Annotated in this window: 20 protein-coding genes; 8 read left to right on the forward strand and 12 right to left on the reverse strand. The window is 69.8% G+C overall.

Annotated elements, in window-relative coordinates; genetic code table 11:
* Positions 1 to 458, reverse strand: a 458-nt coding sequence (locus tag Q7P21_RS10820) for an NAD(P)H-dependent flavin oxidoreductase (protein WP_369695341.1), incomplete at its 3' end; no start/stop codon positions are given.
* A gap of 132 nt (positions 459 to 590) precedes the next feature.
* On the opposite strand from Q7P21_RS10820, the gene Q7P21_RS10825 reads away from it, so the two are divergent.
* The 3 genes from Q7P21_RS10825 to Q7P21_RS10835 are packed head-to-tail and all read left to right on the forward strand — an operon-like array spanning position 591 to position 4917.
* Complete coding sequence (locus Q7P21_RS10825) at positions 591 to 2039, forward strand: methylmalonyl-CoA mutase family protein (protein ID WP_304177108.1); 1449 nt, start codon at positions 591 to 593, stop codon at positions 2037 to 2039.
* Entirely contained in the window at positions 2036 to 4192 is a 2157-nt protein-coding gene (scpA, locus tag Q7P21_RS10830; RefSeq protein WP_304177110.1) for a methylmalonyl-CoA mutase, read from the forward strand. Before Q7P21_RS10825 ends, scpA begins: the two co-directional genes overlap by 4 nt.
* Positions 4192 to 4917, forward strand: a complete 726-nt coding sequence (locus Q7P21_RS10835) for a M23 family metallopeptidase (protein ID WP_304165709.1) — start codon at positions 4192 to 4194, stop codon at positions 4915 to 4917. The genes scpA and Q7P21_RS10835 overlap by 1 nt, the downstream gene beginning before the upstream one ends.
* On the opposite strand, the gene Q7P21_RS10840 is transcribed toward Q7P21_RS10835, so the two are convergent.
* Positions 4885 to 6540, reverse strand: coding sequence for a SulP family inorganic anion transporter (locus Q7P21_RS10840; RefSeq protein ID WP_304177112.1), 1656 nt, complete (start codon positions 6538 to 6540; stop codon positions 4885 to 4887). The two genes, Q7P21_RS10835 and Q7P21_RS10840, sit on opposite strands and share 33 nt — an antisense overlap.
* Before the next feature lie 125 nt (positions 6541 to 6665).
* Here Q7P21_RS10840 and Q7P21_RS10845 point away from each other — a divergent pair, with 125 nt between their 5' ends.
* The 3 genes from Q7P21_RS10845 to Q7P21_RS10855 are packed head-to-tail and all read left to right on the forward strand — an operon-like array spanning position 6666 to position 8121.
* Positions 6666 to 6992: a helix-turn-helix transcriptional regulator gene (locus Q7P21_RS10845; RefSeq protein WP_304177113.1), complete on the forward strand. Its 327-nt coding sequence runs from the start codon at positions 6666 to 6668 to the stop codon at positions 6990 to 6992.
* Positions 6989 to 7474: an SRPBCC family protein gene (locus Q7P21_RS10850; protein WP_304165702.1), complete on the forward strand. Its 486-nt coding sequence runs from the start codon at positions 6989 to 6991 to the stop codon at positions 7472 to 7474. The genes Q7P21_RS10845 and Q7P21_RS10850 overlap by 4 nt, the downstream gene beginning before the upstream one ends.
* Complete coding sequence (locus Q7P21_RS10855) at positions 7471 to 8121, forward strand: glutathione S-transferase family protein (RefSeq protein WP_304177114.1); 651 nt, start codon at positions 7471 to 7473, stop codon at positions 8119 to 8121. Before Q7P21_RS10850 ends, Q7P21_RS10855 begins: the two co-directional genes overlap by 4 nt.
* Here the strand turns inward: Q7P21_RS10855 and Q7P21_RS10860 are convergent.
* Both Q7P21_RS10860 and Q7P21_RS10865 read right to left on the reverse strand, forming a co-directional pair.
* Complete coding sequence (locus Q7P21_RS10860) at positions 8118 to 8531, reverse strand: DUF4112 domain-containing protein (protein ID WP_304165698.1); 414 nt, start codon at positions 8529 to 8531, stop codon at positions 8118 to 8120. The two genes, Q7P21_RS10855 and Q7P21_RS10860, sit on opposite strands and share 4 nt — an antisense overlap.
* A gap of 35 nt (positions 8532 to 8566) precedes the next feature.
* Entirely contained in the window at positions 8567 to 9028 is a 462-nt protein-coding gene (locus tag Q7P21_RS10865) for a DUF4112 domain-containing protein (RefSeq protein WP_304165695.1), read from the reverse strand.
* Between the two features lie 163 nt (positions 9029 to 9191).
* On the opposite strand from Q7P21_RS10865, the gene Q7P21_RS10870 reads away from it, so the two are divergent.
* Positions 9192 to 9530 (forward strand): heavy metal-binding domain-containing protein, encoded by a 339-nt coding sequence (locus Q7P21_RS10870; protein ID WP_304165694.1) that lies wholly within the window; start codon positions 9192 to 9194, stop codon positions 9528 to 9530.
* Here the strand turns inward: Q7P21_RS10870 and dgcA are convergent.
* The 8 genes from dgcA to Q7P21_RS10910 all read right to left on the reverse strand — a co-directional run bounded on the left by dgcA (position 9527) and on the right by Q7P21_RS10910 (position 18654).
* Positions 9527 to 10516: an N-acetyl-D-Glu racemase DgcA gene (gene dgcA / locus Q7P21_RS10875; RefSeq protein ID WP_304177116.1), complete on the reverse strand. Its 990-nt coding sequence runs from the start codon at positions 10514 to 10516 to the stop codon at positions 9527 to 9529. The two genes, Q7P21_RS10870 and dgcA, sit on opposite strands and share 4 nt — an antisense overlap.
* Positions 10513 to 13050: a polar localization protein TipN gene (locus Q7P21_RS10880; protein ID WP_304177117.1), complete on the reverse strand. Its 2538-nt coding sequence runs from the start codon at positions 13048 to 13050 to the stop codon at positions 10513 to 10515. The genes dgcA and Q7P21_RS10880 overlap by 4 nt, the downstream gene beginning before the upstream one ends.
* Before the next feature lie 203 nt (positions 13051 to 13253).
* Positions 13254 to 13484 (reverse strand): hypothetical protein, encoded by a 231-nt coding sequence (locus Q7P21_RS10885; protein WP_304165689.1) that lies wholly within the window; start codon positions 13482 to 13484, stop codon positions 13254 to 13256.
* Between the two features lie 131 nt (positions 13485 to 13615).
* On the reverse strand, positions 13616 to 14257 hold the full coding sequence (locus Q7P21_RS10890) for a beta/gamma crystallin-related protein (protein WP_304177119.1): 642 nt from the start codon (positions 14255 to 14257) through the stop codon (positions 13616 to 13618).
* A gap of 78 nt (positions 14258 to 14335) precedes the next feature.
* Positions 14336 to 14872 carry a methylated-DNA--[protein]-cysteine S-methyltransferase gene (locus Q7P21_RS10895; RefSeq protein ID WP_304165684.1) on the reverse strand — a complete coding sequence of 179 codons (537 nt, stop codon included), beginning with the start codon at positions 14870 to 14872 and terminating at the stop codon, positions 14336 to 14338.
* Positions 14859 to 16352, reverse strand: a complete 1494-nt coding sequence (locus Q7P21_RS10900) for a DNA-3-methyladenine glycosylase 2 family protein (protein ID WP_304165681.1) — start codon at positions 16350 to 16352, stop codon at positions 14859 to 14861. Before Q7P21_RS10900 ends, Q7P21_RS10895 begins: the two co-directional genes overlap by 14 nt.
* A gap of 60 nt (positions 16353 to 16412) precedes the next feature.
* A complete protein-coding gene (locus tag Q7P21_RS10905; RefSeq protein WP_304165679.1) occupies positions 16413 to 17429 on the reverse strand; it encodes an NAD(P)-dependent alcohol dehydrogenase in 1017 nt (338 codons plus the stop codon).
* Between the two features lie 70 nt (positions 17430 to 17499).
* A complete protein-coding gene (locus tag Q7P21_RS10910) occupies positions 17500 to 18654 on the reverse strand; it encodes an MFS transporter (protein ID WP_368670102.1) in 1155 nt (384 codons plus the stop codon).
* A 125-nt stretch (positions 18655 to 18779) separates the two neighbouring features.
* Here Q7P21_RS10910 and Q7P21_RS10915 point away from each other — a divergent pair, with 125 nt between their 5' ends.
* Entirely contained in the window at positions 18780 to 19403 is a 624-nt protein-coding gene (locus Q7P21_RS10915; protein ID WP_304165673.1) for an exopolysaccharide biosynthesis protein, read from the forward strand.
* The last annotated feature ends 18 nt before the right edge of the window (positions 19404 to 19421 follow it).

Consider the following 19421-nt stretch of genomic DNA (forward strand, 5'->3'; position numbering starts at 1 on the left):
GCGGCGACGGGGATCAGGCCGTCGGCGCCTTTCTCCACGGCCTTGCGCGCGAAGCGGTCATTGATGACGTCGTGCATCACCAGGCCGCCATAGGAATGGATCGCGGCGTTGACGTCCTCGCGGGCGCCCAGCGAGGTGATGGTGAGCGGCACCTTGTACTTCACCGCCAGCTCGACGTCCTGTTCCAGACGGTCATTGGTCTTGTGGACGATCTGGTTGACGGCGAAGGGCGCCGACAGCTGGTCCGGATTCTTGCGGTCCCAGTCGGCCAGCTCCTCGGTGATCCGCGCCAGCCACTCGTCCAGCTGGCTGATCGGCCGCGCGTTCAGCGACGGAAAGGAGCCGACGATGCCGGCCTTGCACTGGGCGATCACCAGGTCCGGATTGGAGATGATGAACAGCGGCGAGGCGATCACCGGCAGGCGGAGACGTTCAGCGAGAATGGGGGGCAGGGCCATGGGCGCGTTTCCAATCGATGGGGTTCTTATTTTTACAGCGTATACACATGAACCGGAGCCTTGCAAGACCCCGGTTTCGTTGACCCAGCGGCGCCTTGACGGCCGCGCCTTCCCTGGCCCATCTGGCGGCCGATGACGAAGCCAGCCTCCCAAATCACCTCGCCTTTCCCGACCGCCAGCGCGGCCGACTGGCGCGCCCTGGTCGAGAAGACCCTCAAGGACGCCCCCTTCGAAAGTCTCCTGCGTGAGACGCCGGAAGGCCTGCCGATCGCCCCGCTCTATGAGTCGGGCGCCCTCGCGCCGTCCATCACGCCCCGGCCCTTCGACGCCGAACGCCCGTGGGACCTGCGGGTCGCCACTCGCCATCCCGATCCGGCTGGCGCCCGGGCGGAGCTGCTGGTCGATCTGGACGGCGCCGCCGCCTCGGTGCTGGTCCGCATCGACCCCACCGGCGAGACCGGCGTCGCCATCGGCTCGCCCGAGGCCCTGGCCGCCACCTTGGACGGCGTCTTTGTCGAGCTGGCCCCCATCGCCCTCGACGCCGGCTTCCTGGGCCCCAGGGCCGCCGACTGGTTGAGCGCCTTCGCCAAGTCCGCGCCTAACGCCCTGCTCCACTTCCACATGGATCCGCTCAGCGCCTTCGCCGAGGCGGGCGTTAGCCCCGGCCCCGTTGAGAGCCACCTGGTCTCCGCCGCCACGGTCGGCGCCCGCCTGGCCGATCTCTATCCCAAGGCCACCCTGTTCCTGGCCTCCGGTCGCGTGGTGCACGAGGCCGGCGGCGGCGAGGCCGGCGAACTGGCCTTCGCCCTGGCCGCCGCAGTCGCCTACGCCAAGGCTCAGGTCGTGGCCGGCGCCTCCATGGTCGACGCCTTCTCGCGCATCGTCCTGGGACTTGCCGCCGACACCGACTATTTCCTGACCATCTCCAAGCTCCGCGCCGCCCGCCTGCTCTGGGCCCAGGTCACCCAGGCCTGCGGGGTCGAGGCGCCGGCCCGCATCGAGGCCCGCTCCTCCCACCGCATGCTGGCCGCCCAGGACGCCTGGACCAATATGCTGCGCCTGACCTCGGCGGCCTTCGGGGCCGCGGTAGGCGGGGCCGACGCCGTCCAGATCGGCGCCTTCACCGATCCGCTCGGCCCGCCGACCACCTTCGCGCGCCGCCAGAGCCGTAACGCCCAGCTGGTGCTGATGGAGGAGGCTCACCTCGGTCGTGTCGCCGACCCCGCCGCCGGCTCCGGCTATGTCGAGGCCCTGACCGATGAGATGGCCCGCGCCGCCTGGGCCGAATTCCAGGCCATCGAGGCCAAGGGCGGGCTGATCGAAGCCCTCGCCTGCGGCTTCATCGCCGCCGAGGTCGCCAAGGTGACGGCCGCCCGCGACGCCGCCGGCAAGCCGCGCATCGTCGGCGTCACCGCCTTCCCGCCCACCCAGCAGGCCCCGGTCGAGGTGCTCAGCGTTCGCCCGAAGCCCGTCGAGGCCCCCTCGCCTCGCCTGCCCGGCCCTGACGGCCACTGCCCGCCCCTGCGCCCGATCCGTCTGGCCGAACCCTTCGAGGCCGCGACCCAAGAGGCTAAGCCATGAGCCGCTTCCCGGACTTCTCCACCCTGGCCTTCGCCCCGCCCTCGGCCGGCGCCGTCGCTGACGGTCCCGCCTGGGACACGCCGGAAGGCATCGCCGTGAAGCCGGGCTATGCCCCGGCCGACATCGAGGGCCTCGACGCCCTGGCCGGCTATCCTGGCCTCGCCCCCTTCGTGCGCGGCCCCTATCCGACCATGTACCTGACCAATCCGTGGACCGTGCGCCAGTACGCCGGCTTCTCCACGGCGGAAGACTCCAACGCCTTTTACCGCCGCAACCTGGCGGCCGGTCAGATGGGCCTGTCGATCGCCTTCGATCTCGCCACCCACCGTGGCTACGATTCCGACCACCCCCGGGTGCGGGGCGATGTCGGCATGGCGGGCGTCGCCATCGACTCGATCCTGGACATGCGCACCCTCTTCGACGGCATCCCGCTCGATAAGATGAGCGTATCCATGACCATGAACGGCGCGGTGCTGCCGATCCTGGCGCTCTACATCGTGGCCGGCGAGGAACAGGGCGTCAGTCACGCCCAGCTGTCCGGCACGATCCAGAACGACATCCTCAAGGAGTTCCTGGTCCGCAACACCTACATCTATCCGCCCTCACCTTCGATGCGGATCATTTCGGACATCTTTTCATATACTTCGCGCGAAATGCCGAAGTTCAACTCGATCTCGATCAGCGGCTATCACATCCAGGAAGCCGGGGCGACGCTCGACCTGGAGCTGGCCTATACCCTCGCCGACGGCATCGAATATGTCCGCGCCGGGGTCGCCGCCGGCATGACCGTCGATCAGTTCGCGCCGCGTCTGTCCTTCTTCTGGAACGCCGGCATGAACGCCTTCATGGAGATCGCCAAGCAGCGCGCCGGCCGCCTGCTCTGGGCCAAGCTCATGAAGGAGGAGTTCGACCCCAAGGACAGCCGCTCGCTGTCCCTGCGCGCCCACACCCAGACCAGCGGCTGGAGCCTCGCGGCCTCCGACGTCTACAACAATGTCGCGCGCACCTGCGTCGAGGCCATGGCCGCGGCCGGCGGCCAGACCCAGAGCCTGCACACCAATTCCCTGGACGAGGCCCTCGCCCTGCCCACCGACTTCTCCGCCCGCATCGCCCGCAACACCCAGCTGTTCCTGCAGCTGGAGAGCGGCCAGAACCGGGTCATCGATCCCTGGGGCGGCTCCTACTATATCGAGCGCCTGACCGCAGACCTCGCCGCCCGCGCCCTGGAACACATCGCCGAGGTCGAGGCCCTGGGCGGCATGGCCAAGGCCATCGAGGACGGCCTGCCCAAGCGCCGCATCGAAGAGGCGTCGGCTCGCACCCAGGCGCGGATCGATTCCGGCCGCCAGTCGGTGGTCGGCGTCAATCGCTACCGCCCGACCGTCGCCGACGAGATCCCCATGCTCAAGGTCGACAACTCCGCCGTCCGTGAGCGCCAGCTGGAGAAGCTCGCCCGCCTTAAGGCCGAGCGTGATCCGGCCGCGGTGGAGGCCGCCCTCGACGCCCTGACGAAGGGCGCGGCCGGCAAGGCCAATCTGCTCGAACTCGCCGTCGAGGCCGCGCGCGCCAAGGCCACGGTCGGTGAGATCAGCTACGCCCTGGAAAAGGTCTTCAACCGCCACTCCGCCAAGGCCTCGGCCGTCAGCGGCGTCTATCAGCGCGAGGCCGGGGCCACCCCGGCCAGCGACCGCGCCAAGGCCATGACCGCCGCCTTCGTCCAGGCCGACGGCAAGAAGCCCCGCATCCTGGTCGCCAAGATGGGCCAGGACGGCCACGACCGCGGCCAGAAGGTGATCGCCTCCGGCTTCGTCGATCTCGGCTTCGAGGTCGACATCGGCGACCTGTTCCAGACCCCGGCCGAGGCCGCCGCTGAGGCCGTGGCCCACGGCGTCAATGTGGTGGGCGCCAGCTCGCTCGCCGCCGGCCACCTCACCCTGGTGCCGGAGCTCAAGGCCGAGCTGGCCAAGCTGGGCCGCACCGACATCCTGGTGGTTGTCGGAGGCGTGATACCCCCTGAGGACTTCCAGGCCTTGCGTGACGCCGGTGTTGCGGCGATCTTCACCCCCGGAACCGTGGTTCCCGAGGCGGCGATCGAAGTCATGGAACGCTTGAACGAACAGATGGGCTACGCCCAGCTCGAGGCGACCCCCTGATGCGAGCCGGGGCCTGGCTCCTGGCTGCGGGTCTGGCGGGCGCACTCACCGCCCTGCCGGCCAGCGCCGATGCGCCCGCCCAGGTCCACCTTGTCGCGGCCTCCATTCCGACCGCCTCGCCCGTGCCCATGGCGCCCAGCGTGGCGCGCACCCGCTTCTGGCCGGTGGTCACCGCCCTGCCCCAGGCCACCCTGGTGCCCGCCATCCTGGCTGACGGCGAGGTCCAGGGCAGCCCGGACCGCACCTTTGACAGCCGCCGCCCCTCCGATCCCAGCAAGCCCCAGACGCGCCGCCACGTCGGCGTCGACCTCACCGCCGCCGAGGGCGACACCGTGGTCGCCATGGAGCCCGGCAAGATCGTCGCCTTCTATCCCTTCCTGGCCAGAGACCCGGCCGATGGCGGCGAACAGACCTGGGCCATCCTCGTCGCCCACCGCGACTATGTGGCCCTCTATGGCGAGGTCCGCGCCAGCTCTCTGTCCGATCACCATCTTGCGGTCGGCGAGACCCTGGCGGCCGGCCAGCCGATCGCAACCGTCAGCGGCACCGCCCAGCTGCACACCGAGATCTACCCGGCCGGGGTCACGCGGAACTACAAATGGCCGGTGGGCGAGGCGCCGCCGCCCCAGATGCGCAATCCGACCCAGTTCCTGCTCGACACCGCCGCCAATGGCCTGCGGATCTATCCGGGCCTAGGCCAGTCCACAGTCACCGCCGCGCCCTAGCGCCCGGGCGGCAGCCTGCACATCGCTGCGATAGCGCACGAGCGGCGGCCTCAGGCCCTGCAGCATCAGCGCGCGCCGCACCGGCTTCGCAGCCCCGGCCAGGAACACCTTCGCGCCGCGCCGCGCCGCGTTGCGGGCGAAACCCGCCACCGCCGCCGCCCCTGAGGAATCCATCAGCTGAACCCCGGACAGGTCGAGGATATAGCCCTTCGGCCGCGCGCCGATCTCGTCCAGGGTCGCCCCCACCTGGGCCGTGGCCCCGAAGAAGAAGGCGCCGGAGATCTTCAGGGTGGCGATGTCGCGGTCCACGGTCAGGGCCGGCGTGAACCCCTCCGGCTCCTCGTCGTCACGATCGGTGTCTCGCACGTCCACCGCCGTCGCCATCCGATGGATGAACAGCAGCGCGCCCAGGGAAAAGCCGGCGATGATCCCGGTGCTCAGGTCCCTGGCCAGGGTCAGGCCAAAGGTGGTCAGCAACACCGCCGCGTCGGCCTTCGAGGTCCGGATCAGGGTGGCGAACTCATGCTTCTCGGCCATGTTCCAGGCCACCACCGCCAGCAGGCCCGCCAGGGCGGCCAGCGGGATATAGGCCGCCAGCGGCGCGGCCAGCACCATGAAACCCAGCAGGAACACCGCGTGCAGCATCCCCGCGAGGGGCCCTCGCGCGCCAGAGCGCACATTGGTCGCGGTCCGGGCGATGGTCCCGGTCACCACGATCCCGCCGAACAGGGCCGAACCGATATTGGCGATCCCCTGGGCGATCAGCTCGGTGTCCGGCCGGTGCCGACGCCCCGTCATGCTGTCGGCCACCACCGCCGACAACAGGCTCTCGATCGCCCCCAACAGGGTGAAGGACAGGGCGGCGGGCAGCACCGCCTGGACCTTGGCCCAGCTGACCGGCGGCAGGCGCGGCGCCTCCAGACCCTGGGCGAGACGGCCAAATCGCGCCCCGATGGTTTCGACGGGCAGGTGCAGTCCCCAGGCGATCACCGAGGCCGCGACGATGGCGATCAGCATCCCCGGCCAGAGCGGCCTGAAGCGCTTCACGGTCAGGATCACCGCGATCACCCCGGCCGCCACGGCGATCGCCATCGGATTGGCGCTCGGCAGGGCGTGGAACAGCGCCGCCAGTTTCGGGATCAGCGGGCCGGGCTCCGGACCGGTCAGCCTCAGCCCCAGCAGGTCCTTGAGTTGGCTCGCCCCGATGATCACCGCGATGGCGCCCGTGAACCCCACCGTCACCGGATAGGGCATGTAGCGGATGAAGGTCCCTGCCCGCAGCAGCCCCAGCCCCGCCAGCATCAGTCCCGACATCAGGGTGGCCAGCAACAGGCCATCCAGGCCATGAGCGGTCACCGTCGTCGCCACCAGGACGATGAAGGCGCCCGCCGGTCCCCCGATCTGATAGCGGCTGCCACCCAGCAGCGAGACCAGGAACCCGCCGACAATGGCGGTGAACAACCCTCGGTCCGGCGACACGCCCGAGGCGATGGCGATGGCCATGGACAGCGGCAAGGCGACGATCGCCACGGTCAGGCCCGCGACCGCATCGGCCCTCAGATCCTTGAGGGCATAGCCTTCTCGGAACACAGTCAGCAGCTTGGGTTCGTACCGGGTCCGCATCGGCGTCCTCGCGGAAGTTCGAACCAGCAGTCTACGCCTGCGCCGCGCGGGCGGGCTTGATGCGAGTCAAACTCAAGACATCCGACGGGCTTGACTCATAAGTTAGTCCAGACTTACGGTAAGTCATGTCTTACGCAAATAGCGCCTTCTCCGCCCTCGCAGACCCCACCCGGCGCCGGGTGTTCGAGCGCCTGGCCCTGGGGCCGGCGGCGGTGGTGGATCTGGCCCAGGGCCTGCCGGTGAGCCGACCGGCGGTGTCCCAGCACCTCAAGATCCTCAAGGAGGCCGGCCTCGTGAGCGACCGTCCGGAGGGGACGCGCCGCGTCTATCAGATCGACCCCAAGGGGCTGGGCGCCATGCGCGCCTGGCTCGATCAGTTCTGGGCCGTAGCGCTCGACGCCTACGCCGCGGAAGTCGAACGCCAGGAAAACCTCACTCAGGACGCCCCATGACCGCGACCATCCAACCCGCCCCCGTCCGCCGCTCCGTGACCGTCAAGGCGCCGCCGGAACGCGCCTTCCAGGTGTTCACCGCCGGCATCGACCGATGGTGGCCGGCCAGCCACCACATCGGCGCCTCGCCTCTCAAGCAGTCGATCCTTGAACCGGCCGAAGGCGGCCGCTGGTATTCGATCTGCCAGGACGACAGCCAGTGCGACATCGGCAAGGTCCTGGCTTGGGAACCGCCCGGCCGGCTGCTGCTCGCCTGGCAGATCACCGCCCAGTGGGGCTACGATCCCAATCTCATCACCGAGATCGAGGTGTTGTTCACCGCCCAGGACGACGGAACCACCCGGGTCGATCTCGAGCATCGTCACCTGGAGCGCATGGGCGACACCGCCGACACGGCCTACGCCCAGCTCAGCGCCCCCAACGGTTGGGGCCTCATCCTCAGCCTCTTCGCCGAAGCCGCTGGCCAAGGAGCCAAATCATGACCGAACTCGTCGCCCACGGCATTCCCGGCAGCCCGTTCCTGCGCGCCGTCCTCGCCACAGCGGAGGAAAAGGCCGTGCCCTACCGGCTCGTCGCCCTCGCCCCCGGCATGCACCGCACGGACGCCTATCGCCGGATGCATCCGTTCAGCCGCATCCCCGTCATCGAGCACGGCGACTTCGTGCTCTACGAGACCCAGGCCATCCTGCGCTATCTCGACGCCATCGGCTCAGGTCCCACCCTGCAGCCCACCGATCCCAGGGCGGCGGCGCGCATGAACCAGATCATCGGGGTGAATGACTGGTACTTCTTCCCCAAGGTCGGCGGGCCGGTGGTCTTCCAGCGCCTGATCGGCCCGATCCTCCTGGGAACCTCACCCGACGAGGCGGTGATCGCCGAGGCCCTGCCCATGGCCCAGACCTGCGTCTCCGAATTCGACCGCCTGCTGGGCGCATCGACCTGGCTGGCGGGCGAGACCTTCTCCCTGGCCGATCTGATGGTCGGGCCGCAATTGGAATATCTGTCTCAGACGCCCGAGGGCCGCGCGCTGCTGGCCGGGACCGGGCTGGCGGAATGGCTGAAGCGCATCGCCGCGCGGCCCAGCTTCCAGGCCACCCTGCCGCCGGAGCCTCTGCGCCAGGCTGTCTAAGGCTTGCGGGCCTTGGCCTTTCGGGACTTGCCGCCCCAGCCGTGCGGCAGTTCCGAGGGGCCGTGCCGCTTCTCGATGTCTTTCTGCAGCGCATTGGCCGCCATCAGGTGGCCTGGAAATAGGGCGTCAACCACCCAGCCAGCCAGGGGTACGCTCGATGCCGCCGTATCGGCCGCCAGATACACCGCCATCCGAAAAAGGGTTGGGAGTGACGCGCCTGACGCCAGGCCTTCGAACACCAGCACACCGCCCGCCAGCACGCTGTAGATCGGACCGGCGCCCGGCGCCCAGTCCGCGATGGCGTCCAGACCTATGCCGAAGGGGCCTATACCCACGAGCCGATCGGACAGGCGCTTGACGCGTTCCGCCGAACGCCAGGCCTGGTGAGCTCTTTCCTGGGAAACCGCCATCCGCCCTTAACGCCCGCCTTCCTGCAAAGCTCCGTCTAACCGAGAAACACCACCCGACGCTTTTCCTTGCCCGCGCGGATCCGGGTCAGGATCTCGCGATATTCCGGGCTCGCCTGGGCGTCCTTGCGGGCTCCCTCGAAATAGATGGTGTCTTCCATATGGTGCAACAGCATGTCCGCAGACCACTTGTGGCCCGTGAACAGCACGTCGGCGATCTTGCCCAGTTTGCCGGCCGCTCCGGCCAGGGTGTCGATGGCGATGATCGCGGCCATCTGCAACAGCACCATCGGCGCCGCCCGGGCCCGCACCCCGTCATAGATCAGCAGCATGCCAGCCCCGAGGCTGTAGAGCTCGCCCGCCCCCGGAATCCAGGTCAGGAGGCCGTCCAGGCCGATGCCCAGAGGCCCGATCCCCACCACATTGTCCGACAGCTTCTTCGTACGTTCGATGCTGTTGCGGATGTTGTGCAGATCGATATGCGACCGCGCGAAGATCATTCACCGCTCCTGGGGGCTAGCCACCGCCACCATGCCGCAAGCAGCGCTGGGCTCAAAGCCCGCTCGCCCGCTTTTCGCGCGTTAGGATAGATGCGCGCGATCGCTTGCGCCTGTGACGGGAGAGCGTCTCGCCGAATGACGCAATTCACCCTATATTTCGGGCATGGCCAAGTCCGAGACGCCCGTCCTGATCGTCACCACCCACTTCGTCGAGGGCCGACCGGTGCGTGAGCACCTGGGAATGGTCTCTTCCCAGGCGATCCTGGGGGCCAATGTGGTGTTCGACCTCATGAACGCCATCCGCGACTTCATCGGCGGCCGCTCCAAGGGCTATGAGCGCATCCTCTCCCATGCCCGGGCCGACGCCCTGCGCGGCCTGGAGGAGGAAGCCCGCAAGATCGGCGCGAACGCCGTGCTCGGGGTTGACCTCGACTACAACACCGTCGGCCCCAACGGCTCGATGCTGATGGTCTCGGTCAACGGCTCGGCGGTAATCCTCTAGGCCTGGCCCCAAAGCCCCGCCGGCGGCGGGTGGATCAGCGATCCCTCATAGACCAGGCCTGGTTCGCGGTCCCGCGCCAGCAACAGCGGCCCGTCCAGGTCGGCGAAGGCCGCCCCCTGGGCCAGGATCAACGCGGGCGCCATCGACAGCGACGTCGCCACCATGCAACCGACCATGATCTCCAACCCCAGGGCCTTGGCCTCGGCCGCGAGCGCCAGGGCCTCTGTCAGCCCCCCGGTCTTGTCGAGCTTGATGTTGAGATAGGCGTAGCGCCGGGCGCAGGCCGCCAGATCCAGCCGGGTCCGCAGGCTCTCGTCGGCGCAGAGCGGTACTGGGCTGTCATAGCCCTCCAGCACATGGTCCGCGCCGCTCGGCAGCGGCTGCTCGATCAGCATGACACCCAGCCGCGCGAACTCCGGCGCCAGCCGCTTCAGGGTCTCGAAACTCAGCGCCTCATTGGCGTCGACCACCAGCCGGGTCTTGGGCGCAGCCGCGCGGACCGCCTCGACCCGGCCGAGGTCGTCCGGCCCGCCGATCTTCAGCTTCAGGACCGGCCGCCGGCTCGCCGCCCGCGCCGCCTCGGCCATGGCTTCAGGGGTGTCCAGGCTGAGGGTGAAACAGGTCTTGACCGGATCGAGCCGGGTCCGTCCCGCCGCGCGCCAGGCCGGTTCGCCGGTCAGCTTGGCCTCCAGGTCCCAGAGCGCACAGTCCAGGGCGTTGCGCGCCGCGCCTGCGGTCAACAGGTCCTGAAGGTCGCCCCGCGACGCGCCGGCCTCGATGGCTGGCCGCACCCGCGCCACGGTCGCCAGGGCGCCGGCCACCGTCTCGCCAAAACGCGGATAGGGCACGGCCTCGCCCCGGCCGGTCACGCCGGCCTGGGTGATCTCCGCCACCAGCACATGGGCCTCGGTCTTGGCGCCCCGGGCGATGGTGAACACCTGGGCGGTCGGCCAATGCTCGTCATGGACGGCGAGCGTTCGGATCAAACGAAGTCGCCGGCCGCCGCTTCCAGCAGCAGATAGATCCGCCCCGCGTCCGAACTCAGCAGGGTCTCGACCAGGAAGCCCTCATGGTCACGCTCGGCGGCGTCGGCCAGCAGGTCCTGGTAGCGGTTCAGATAGGCGATCGCCTTGCGCTTCAGCTTGTCGTCGGTGAACAGCCGCCGCGACAGTCGCCGCGTCGCGGCGGGCGCCAGGCGGCGCACCACTTCCCGCGCCCCATCGGCGTCATCGGTCTGGATCGCCGCGGCGATCTCGTCGATCCGGCCGCGCGGCAGCAGGGCTGTGGGGTCGATCCCCATCCCGGCGATCTCCGTCGCCAATTCATCCTCCAGCGCCCGCTCATCGGGGCCCGGCGCCGCGCCGCCATCGTCGATGGAGGTCAAGAGGTCCTTCCAGGTCCATTCGTCCCCGTCCCGCTCACGGCTCGGGGTCGGCGGGGCGCTGCGGCCCTGGGCCTGGTCGAAGACGTCGGTGAATTCCTGATCGGTGGCGGTGGGGGTCAGCCGCAGGCGCGGTCGTTGCGGCGCCTCCTCCACCGGCTCATTGAGCTCCAGGTCGAGATCCTCGTCCTCGAAGGTCTCAGCGAAGCGCTCCGACGCCACCGGCGGGGCCTGTTCGCGCACGGGGCGGGCCAGGGGCGTGCGCTCTGCGCGCGGCGGCCGCTCGCGCGGCGGGGCCGGCGTGGCCATGCCGCCGGCGGCGCCGGCGACCGAGCCCATCATCCGCACGGCTTCACTCAGCATCTCGTAATTGCGATGCACCCGATCCTGGAACGCCTGGTCGATCGCCTGGGTCTCGTTGGCGGTCTTACGGGCGTAGTCCATGAGCTCGTCGATGCTCTCGGTGACCGCCTGACGGACCTCCTCGGCCTGGCCGCGCGCTGTCGCGGGCAACCGCGCCGCCCGCGCCTCGATCTCCGCCAGCATGCCGGCCAATTCGTCCAGCGTCGCCCGCGCCGCCTGGGCGCCCTCGTCCAGCTTGCGGGCGGTGGCCGCGCCGGCCTGCTCGACCATCTGCGCCGACTGCTCGATCAGGTCGCGGGCCTCGGACAGCCGGGCCTCGAACACCTGGTTGGCGCGTTGGCCGGCGGTGAAGGCGGCCTCCGACAGCTGATCCACCTGGTCGCGGGCGGTGACCGCATGCTGCTCAGCGGCGGTGCGGGTCTGCTCGGCCGCTTCGGCCAGGCCCTGGATCGCGGCCCGGGTCTGGGCCTCGAGCTTGGCCCGCTCCTGGGCGGCGGCCTCGGAGACGGCTTCCAGCGAATGCAGGGTCGACTGGCCGAATTCGTCGCGCTCGGCGGCGGCCGAGGCCGCAAGCTCGCGGAACTGCTCCGCCGCCTCGGCGATCAGCTGGCGCAGCGCCTCGCCGCCCTTGACCGCCCGATCGCCCAGCTCGGCGGCCGACAGCCGCGCCTGGGTGATGAATTCCGACAGCTGGGCCGCATGGGTTTCCGACTGGGCGCCGAACGCCTCCTGCTCGGCGCGCAGGGCGTGGGCGGTGGTGACCAGGCCGGCGCGCTGTTCGGTGAGGCCCTGTTCGACCTGCGAGATCTGGTCAGCCACGCCCATCCCGGCCGTCTCCAGCCGGGCGATATGGCGAGTGAGGTCCTCGCCCGCCGTGCGCGCCGCGTCGCTGGCCTCCCCGGCCGCCGCAGCCAGGTCCGCCGCCCGGGCGGCGAGGGCGGCTTCCGCCTCGCGGATCTGGGTCTCGGCGAGGTCGGAAGCCTCGGCCACCATCCGCGCCTTCTGGGTGATGGAATCCGACACCGCCGTCGCCTGCTGGTCCAGGGTATGGGCCAGGCCGCCCAGCTCGCTGCGCTCGCGGCCCAGCGTCTGGGCGAGGTCATGGGCCGTGCGGGCCGAATGAGCGGCGGCCTCGACCAGTTGTTCGCTCTCCGAGGCCAGGGCCTGGCGAAGGGCCAGCAGGGTCTCGCGCGCCTCGTCGGCGACGACGCTGGCCCGGGCGATCTCCTCGCGCACCGCGCGAACCACGTCCGTGGCCTGGGCGCCCGCCGACAGGGCCGGCCCGACCATCTGATCGGACAGCGCCTGGGCGCGCCGCGCCTCCAGGGCCAGCAACTGGCCCTGGCGCATCATATAGGCTGCGACCCAGACGAAGGCCGCCGGCCCCACGGCCATGGTGCTCAGCACCGCCAGCACGAAGGGGTCGAAGTCGAAGGGCGAGCGGGCGTGCTGATAGCCGTAGGCGAAGGCGATCGGGGCGCAGGCCCACAGCACGGACACAAACAGGGCCGCGAGATAGATCGGCCAACCGCTTGGAATATCAGATCTTTGAGTCGGCGGCTCAGGCGGCGGCGGTGTGCGCTCCGGCCGCGTCGCCAGCGGTCGTGACGCCGTGGTCGCCACCTTGGGCTCGGCCGCGATCTGTGAGGGCGTCGAGGCTTGCGGCGGCTCTATCGCCGGGGCGATCTGCGGAGGCTCGGCAGTGTCGAGGTCGAAATCCGGCGCGGCGTCAGGCGCAAGCCCGTCGGACTCGGGCGCGGGGCCGTCATCCGTCATGGCCTGGAAATCTGCCGGCTGGCGCCGCTTTTTGATTTTCATACGCGGACTTGCTCAAGCGCCTCTCGACCTGCGATCCGATCCGGACACTGACGTCCCGCACGAACTCGCGCCCCAGCCGAAAGGATTACCGGCGAACAGGGTCCGCGCAAAGCGTCATCGCAGGGAATCTTGTGCGCCGGAGGCGGTTTGTCGCGGCCGGTTCAACCGGATCTGGCCAAACTCTTCAGGGGTTGAAGACGCGGCTCCAGGCATTGGGCCGACTTCATGGGCGGCTCGGACACCTTGATGATCTTCTTGGGCGCCGCGCTGCGCGCGACGGTGCGCTCCGCCGGCGCCGGCTTCTCGACCTGATGCGCGTCCAGGGTCACGCCAAAATGCGAATAGGCGGCTGCAGAGGAATGCACCACCACGGCGACGACGATCTCGGTCAAGGTCTGCATCGGAACTCTCCCGTATCCGATACGATTCCGCAGCGCCCTTATAGGACAGCCACCACCCTAGGGCGATGTCACAGAACATGAATTTTCGGTCATGTTACGGGCCGGCGCGGCGGACCGAGGCCTCAACGCTTGCGGCAGAACACATCGCGCAGGATCGCGGTCTCGCCCACGAAACGACCGCCGACATCCAGGGCCTGGGCCGCCCTTTGGCTGGAGTCGTAATAGGACGCCGATCCTAGTTCCACCGACCGGCAAAAGGCGTTGGCCGACGAGCCGCTGGCCGCGATGTCGAAGCCCGCCACCGAGGGATAGGCGAACAGCACCCCCGTGGCCCCCTCATAGGGCCGCCCCCCTTGCACCCCATTCCAGGATCCGCCAGGCGACCAGGCGCTCCCACGGTCCCAGGCGCCCTCCAGATAGGCCTGCATCGAGGAGATCTTGGCCCCCATGCCGACCCTGGCCAGGTCCGGCACATCGCCGCCGACATCCTTGCACTTGCCGCGATAGTCAGAGTCCTCGCAGACCCGCCAGCGCCCTTCGAAGCGCGCGCTCTGAGCGGCGTCGTTGAAGTTCAGGCTGGAGAGATCGTCGACGGCGGCGGCCAGGGTGATCTGGCGGCCTTGAAAATTCGGCAGTTCGTAGAGCGTCACACGCGGCGACGACGGCGGCGCCGCGTGACCGGTCGGCTGGGGCTGGGCCTCAGCGGCCGACGCCACGGCCACAAGGGCCAGGCTCGCCAACACTGCTCTCAAACCGTACGCCATGGGGACTCCCGGATCACTGATCGCGAGCCTAGCGGCGTCCGCGCCAATCGCAAACCGGCGCCCGCGCGCGGCGAGCGTCTAGCCCCCGAATTGGGCGCCTTCGTGGGTCAGGAGCCACTGCTTCCGGTGCAGGCCGCCGCCATATCCGGTCAGGCTTCCGTCGGCGCCGATCACCCGATGGCAAGGCGCGACCAGGGCGACGGGGTTGGCGCCATTGGCCAGACCCACCGCGCGCATCGCCTTGGGCGACCCGATCCGCTCGGCCAGGCCCTTGTAGCTCAGGGTTTTCCCTGACGGGATCGTCCGCAACGCCGCCCAGACCCGACGCTGGAACACGGTGCCGTTGGTGCGCATCTCCAACCCGTCCAGGGCGTCCAGGTCGCCGGCGAAATAGCGGCCGAAGGTCTCGGCCAGGGCGGCGGGCGGCGCGCCCTGGCCGATCGCCTGGTCGCCATAGTGCCGGCGCATCAGCTTGCGCATGCGGTCCTCATAGTCGGCGAAGTCGAAGGCGCGCAGCACCCCGTCCTCGTCGGTGACCAACAGGGCCTCGCCGATCGGGGTGGCCAGGCGCGACAGGACCAGGATCTGGGGCTTGGAGGCTTCAGGCAGCGACACGGGCGTCTCCAGGGGCTGGGGCGTAGGCGGGGTCGAAGGCCCACAGATGCGAGGCGGCATAGGCCCGCCAGGGCCGCCACCGCTCCGCGCGGGTAAGGAGTTCAGCCGGCGTGGGGCGAACCCCATCGGCGTCCTCCAGGGCGCGCATCAGGCCGATGTCGGCATGGGGAAAGGCGTCGGGCTCACGCAGCGCCCGCATGGCGATGTACTGCGCGGTCCATTCGCCGATCCCCGGCAGGGCGCGCAGCCGCGCCACCGCCTCCTCCAGGCTGCGGCTGGGCCCGAACAGGTCGGGATCGGCGGCGGCCGCCTGGGCCAGGGACACCAGGGCCCGTCCCCGGGCCCTGGGCATGCCCAAGGTCTCCACGTCCAAGGTCGCCAACCGTTCAGGTGTGGGAAACAGTCGGCTCAGCCCCAGGGCCTGGGCGGCCTCGTCCTGGATCAGCTCTCCGTGGCTGGCGGTGATCTTGCCGGCCAGATTGCGCGCCGCCGTCACCGTGATCTGCTGGCCCAGCACGGCGCGCACCGCCAGCTCGAACCCATCCCAGGCGCCGGGCGCCCGTAGGCCCGGCCGGGCCGCCACCATGGGCGCGAGGTCCGGGTCCTCCGACAGATGCGCCCCGATCAGAGCCGGGTCGGCGGCCAGGTCGAACACCCGGCGCACCCGGGCGATGACCGCCGGCCACACCTGCACCTTGGGAAACCGCAGCGTGACCTTCAGCCAGTCGCCGGCCCCGGGTTCGACGATCACCACGCCCCGCGCCCCGCCCACCGACAGGGTCCGGGCATAGCGCCGCGCGCTCACCACCTCGACGCCCGGGATCGCCCGGCCGGACAAGAAGGCGACCATGGCCGGCCAGTCATAGGGCGCGCGATAGGGCAGTTTCAGGGTCGCGCCCTCCCCGGCCGTCGCTTCCGCCCCGCCGGTGCGGCGCAGGGCGCTCGGCGGTCGACCGAACAACTGCTGGAAGGTCTCGTTGAACCGCCGAACGCTGCCGAAGCCGGAGGCCAGCGCCACCTCGGCCATCGGCAGGCGGGTTTCATGGATCAGTTGCTTGGCCAGCAGCACGCGGCGCGTCTGGGCCACGGCGACCGGCGAGGCGCCCAGATGCTGGCGAAACAACCGGCGCAGCTGGCGCTCGCCCACCCCCAGCCGATCCGCCAGGGCCTCCACATCGCCGCCGTCCATCGCCCCCTGCTCGATCATGGCCAGCGCCCGGGTCACGGTGTTGGAGGTGCCATTCCAGGCTCCGAGGTCCGGCGAGGTTTCCGGTCGGCAACGCAGGCAAGGCCGGTATCCCGCGCCCTGGGCCGCGGCGGCCGACGGATAGAAGCTGATGTTCTCGCGCTTCGGCGTCCGGGCCGGACAGATCGGTCGGCAATAGATCCCGGTGGTCCGCACGGCCCCGAAGATACGCCCGTCCAGGCGGGCGTCGCGCATGCAGAAGGCGCGGTAACAGGCGTCGTCGTCGAGATCCATGCCCGGATCATCGGCCCCGCCGGAGCCGATGTCTCGCGGTTTTCGGACTCTCTCGGCCGGCTAGAACTCCAGCACGATCTTGCCGAAGTGCTCGCCGCCCTGCATGGCGCTCAGCGCCGCCCGGGCCTCGGTCCAGGGATAGACCTTGTCCACCACCGGACTGATCCTGTGCAACGCGATGGCCCGGCACATGGCCTCGAACATCTCGCGCGAGCCGACCGTCAGGCCCTGGAGCTTGGCGCCATTGCCGATCAGCTGAGCCGGATTGACCCCCTCGCCCGCACCCGACACCACGCCAATGATCGCGATATGGCCGCCGATCCGCACAGCCTTCAGGCTCTGCTGGATGGTCCCCGCGCCGCCGACCTCCATGATGAAGTCCGCGCCGACCCCGCCGGTCGCCGCTCGCACCGGCTTCGACCACTCCGGCGTGGTCTTGTAGTTCACCAGATGATCGGCGCCCAAGGCCTTGGCCCGGGCCAGTTTTTCGTCCGAGGATGAGGTGATCACCGTCCGATAGCCCGCCGCCTTGGCGAACTGCAGGCCGAAGATCGACACCCCGCCCGTGCCCTGCAGCACCACGGTGTCGCCGGGCTCCAGCCGCGCGTCGACGAACAGTCCGCGCCAGGCGGTGAGCGCCGCGCAGGCCAGGGTCGCCACCTGATGATCGGTCAGGAAGTCGGGAACCTTCGACACGCCTTCCTGGCTGAACACCGCCAGTTCGCGTCCCGCCCCCGGGATCGGCGAGCCCAGCGAGGTGGTCAGCTTCTCCACCGTCGGGCGGCCCGAATTCCAGCCCTGGAAGAACAGGGTCGAGACCCGGTCGCCCACCGCCACCCGGGTCACGCCAGGGCCGACAGCCTCGATCACCCCGCAACCATCGGAGAACGGGGTGATCGACGCGGCGATCGACGAGCCCCGGCTGTACAGGCCGTTGACCATCAGGAAGTCGCGATAGTTCAGCGACACCGCCTTCATCCGCACCAGCACCTCGCCGGGCCCGGGCTTGGGGTCATCGCGCTCCACGATGTTGATCTGGTCGAACCCCCACGGGGCGGTGACTTCCAAGGCGCGCATGACCCAACTCCCTGAGGCTTTTGGCCGCCATAGTGGCCCGCCGCCGGGTCAGGGCAAGGCTGTCGCTGCGTCACCCGTTCAGGCGCTTGACCCCGTAGAGCCGCACCGCGCCGGCCAGGCCCGCCAGGGACATGGCCGACATCAGCAGATAGCCCTTGGCGCCCCACTGATCGAACAGGGCGCCGGAGGCCATGGTCGCCAGCCCCATCAGCATTCCGCCGGACAGGGCCGAGTTCATCAGCTGGGCCGCCGAGGCGTTGGCCCGGCTCGACAGCCGCTCGACGATCTCCAGCGAGGCCACGAAGGTCGCCGCATAGGTGAAGGTGTGCAGGGCCTGGACCGGGAAGGTCAGCCACAGGGGCGGCGAGAAGGCCAGTGTCGTCCAGCGGACCACCGAGGCCGCCCCGCCCAGCACCAGCAGGTTGCGCGGCCCGAGCCTCCGCCGCCAGGGCTCCAGGAACCACAGGAAGCCGACCTCGACGGCGACGCCGACGCCCCACAGCACCCCGGTCAGGCTCTCCGGAACCCCCTGCTGTTTCCAGGCCAGCGCCGAGAACCCGTAATAGAAGGCGTGGGCCGATTGAATCAGCCCGACCGAACAGACCGCCAGCATGAAGTCCTTGTCGCGCACCAGCGCCTTCAGCCCGCTCAGCCGGTCGGACAGCTCCGCCTTGGCCCCGCCGGCCAGCACCGGGTCCGGCGGGATCAGGAACTGACCGCCGAGCGCTGCGGCCAGCACCGCCATCACCATCCAGACCAGCACCAGCTCCGGCGACCATCGCGCCAGGATCGCCCCCATGCCGATATTGCCGATGATGAAGGCCGCCGAGCCCATGCCCCGGGGCCAGCCATAGTTGAAGCCGTCGGTCCGGGCCCGGTTCAGCACGATCACGTCGTGCAGCGGCGGCAGGGCGGCATAGAGCGAATTGGCCACAAACCAGATGGTGAACCACCAGGCGAACCCCAGATGCGGCGCCATCAGGGCATAGGCCGCCGCCGTCATCAGGGCCAGCAGCGCCAGGGGCGTGCGGCGCAGCTTGAAGCTGTCGGCCCACAGCCCGATCATCGGCGCCGTCACCGCCCGCGCCAGCAGGGGCGCCGACAGGATCAGGCCGATCTGCGCCCCGCTCAGGCCACGGTGGTGGAACCACACCGGCAGATAGGGCGAGCTCGCCCCGCTGCCGAGGAAGATCGCCGCATAGAACAGGCCGAGGCGGACGGGCATGGACATGATCCGACGACGCCTAAACCGAGTCGCCTGCCCCGTTCCCGGCGCCGGCCCGCAATCGACGCCGCACCGGCGATAGGACCTTTCGCAGCCGCGCGCCGCCGTGCTAGCGGCAGGGCGTCATGTCCGAGCACCTCAAGTCATCCAGCGTTTCCGAACTCCTGGAGCTGATCGTGGGGCGGGAGGCCGACAAGGTCTCGGTGGCCGACATCCTGGAGACCTTCGGCAACCGCGCCTTCGGGGCGATGATGTTCGTGTTCGCCGCGCCCCTGGTCCTGCCCATGCCGCCCGGCGTCTCGGCCATTCTCGGCGCGCCCCTGATGTTCATCACCTTCCAGTGGATGCTGGGCCGCCGCACCCTTTGGCTGCCCAAGGCCCTGCTGGAGCGGGACATGAGCATGTCCGACTTCCGCAACCTGACCGGCAAGCTGACGCCCTATCTGGAGCGGCTGGAGCGCCGCCTGCGGCCCCGGCTGACCTTCATGTACAATCCGCTTGGCGACCGGATCGTCGGCGCCCTGTGCTTCACCCTGTCGATCATCGTCTTCCTGCCGATCCCCTTCGGCAACATGCTGCCGTCCTTCGCCATCGCCGCCTTCGCCATCGGCGGGGCCGAGCGCGACGGGGTGGCCGCCCTGATCGGCTGGGTGGCGGCGATCCTGTCCTTCTTCGTGCTGGCGGTGCTGTCCAAGGCGATCATCGCCGCGATCCTGGCCTTCTTCACCACCCTGATCGCGATGTTCTGAGCCCTATTTCTGGCGCGA

This window comes from Phenylobacterium aquaticum, from assembly GCF_947378715.1.
Classification (GTDB): domain Bacteria; phylum Pseudomonadota; class Alphaproteobacteria; order Caulobacterales; family Caulobacteraceae; genus Phenylobacterium; species Phenylobacterium aquaticum_A.

Coding starts and splice junctions, on each gene's coding strand:
- Q7P21_RS10825 (WP_304177108.1), top strand. CDS start 591: ATGACGAAGCCAGCCTCCCAAATCACCTCGCCTTTCCCGACCGCCAGC.
- Q7P21_RS10890 (WP_304177119.1), bottom strand. CDS start 14,257: ATGGCGTACGGTTTGAGAGCAGTGTTGGCGAGCCTGGCCCTTGTGGCC.
- Q7P21_RS10900 (WP_304165681.1), bottom strand. CDS start 16,352: ATGGATCTCGACGACGACGCCTGTTACCGCGCCTTCTGCATGCGCGAC.
- Q7P21_RS10845 (WP_304177113.1), top strand. CDS start 6,666: ATGTCTTACGCAAATAGCGCCTTCTCCGCCCTCGCAGACCCCACCCGG.
- Q7P21_RS10835 (WP_304165709.1), top strand. CDS start 4,192: ATGCGAGCCGGGGCCTGGCTCCTGGCTGCGGGTCTGGCGGGCGCACTC.
- Q7P21_RS10855 (WP_304177114.1), top strand. CDS start 7,471: ATGACCGAACTCGTCGCCCACGGCATTCCCGGCAGCCCGTTCCTGCGC.
- Q7P21_RS10880 (WP_304177117.1), bottom strand. CDS start 13,050: ATGACGGATGACGGCCCCGCGCCCGAGTCCGACGGGCTTGCGCCTGAC.
- Q7P21_RS10915 (WP_304165673.1), top strand. CDS start 18,780: ATGTCCGAGCACCTCAAGTCATCCAGCGTTTCCGAACTCCTGGAGCTG.
- Q7P21_RS10905 (WP_304165679.1), bottom strand. CDS start 17,429: ATGCGCGCCTTGGAAGTCACCGCCCCGTGGGGGTTCGACCAGATCAAC.
- scpA (WP_304177110.1), top strand. CDS start 2,036: ATGAGCCGCTTCCCGGACTTCTCCACCCTGGCCTTCGCCCCGCCCTCG.
- Q7P21_RS10860 (WP_304165698.1), bottom strand. CDS start 8,531: ATGGCGGTTTCCCAGGAAAGAGCTCACCAGGCCTGGCGTTCGGCGGAA.
- Q7P21_RS10850 (WP_304165702.1), top strand. CDS start 6,989: ATGACCGCGACCATCCAACCCGCCCCCGTCCGCCGCTCCGTGACCGTC.
- Q7P21_RS10840 (WP_304177112.1), bottom strand. CDS start 6,540: ATGCGGACCCGGTACGAACCCAAGCTGCTGACTGTGTTCCGAGAAGGC.
- Q7P21_RS10910 (WP_368670102.1), bottom strand. CDS start 18,654: ATGCCCGTCCGCCTCGGCCTGTTCTATGCGGCGATCTTCCTCGGCAGC.
- Q7P21_RS10870 (WP_304165694.1), top strand. CDS start 9,192: ATGGCCAAGTCCGAGACGCCCGTCCTGATCGTCACCACCCACTTCGTC.
- Q7P21_RS10865 (WP_304165695.1), bottom strand. CDS start 9,028: ATGATCTTCGCGCGGTCGCATATCGATCTGCACAACATCCGCAACAGC.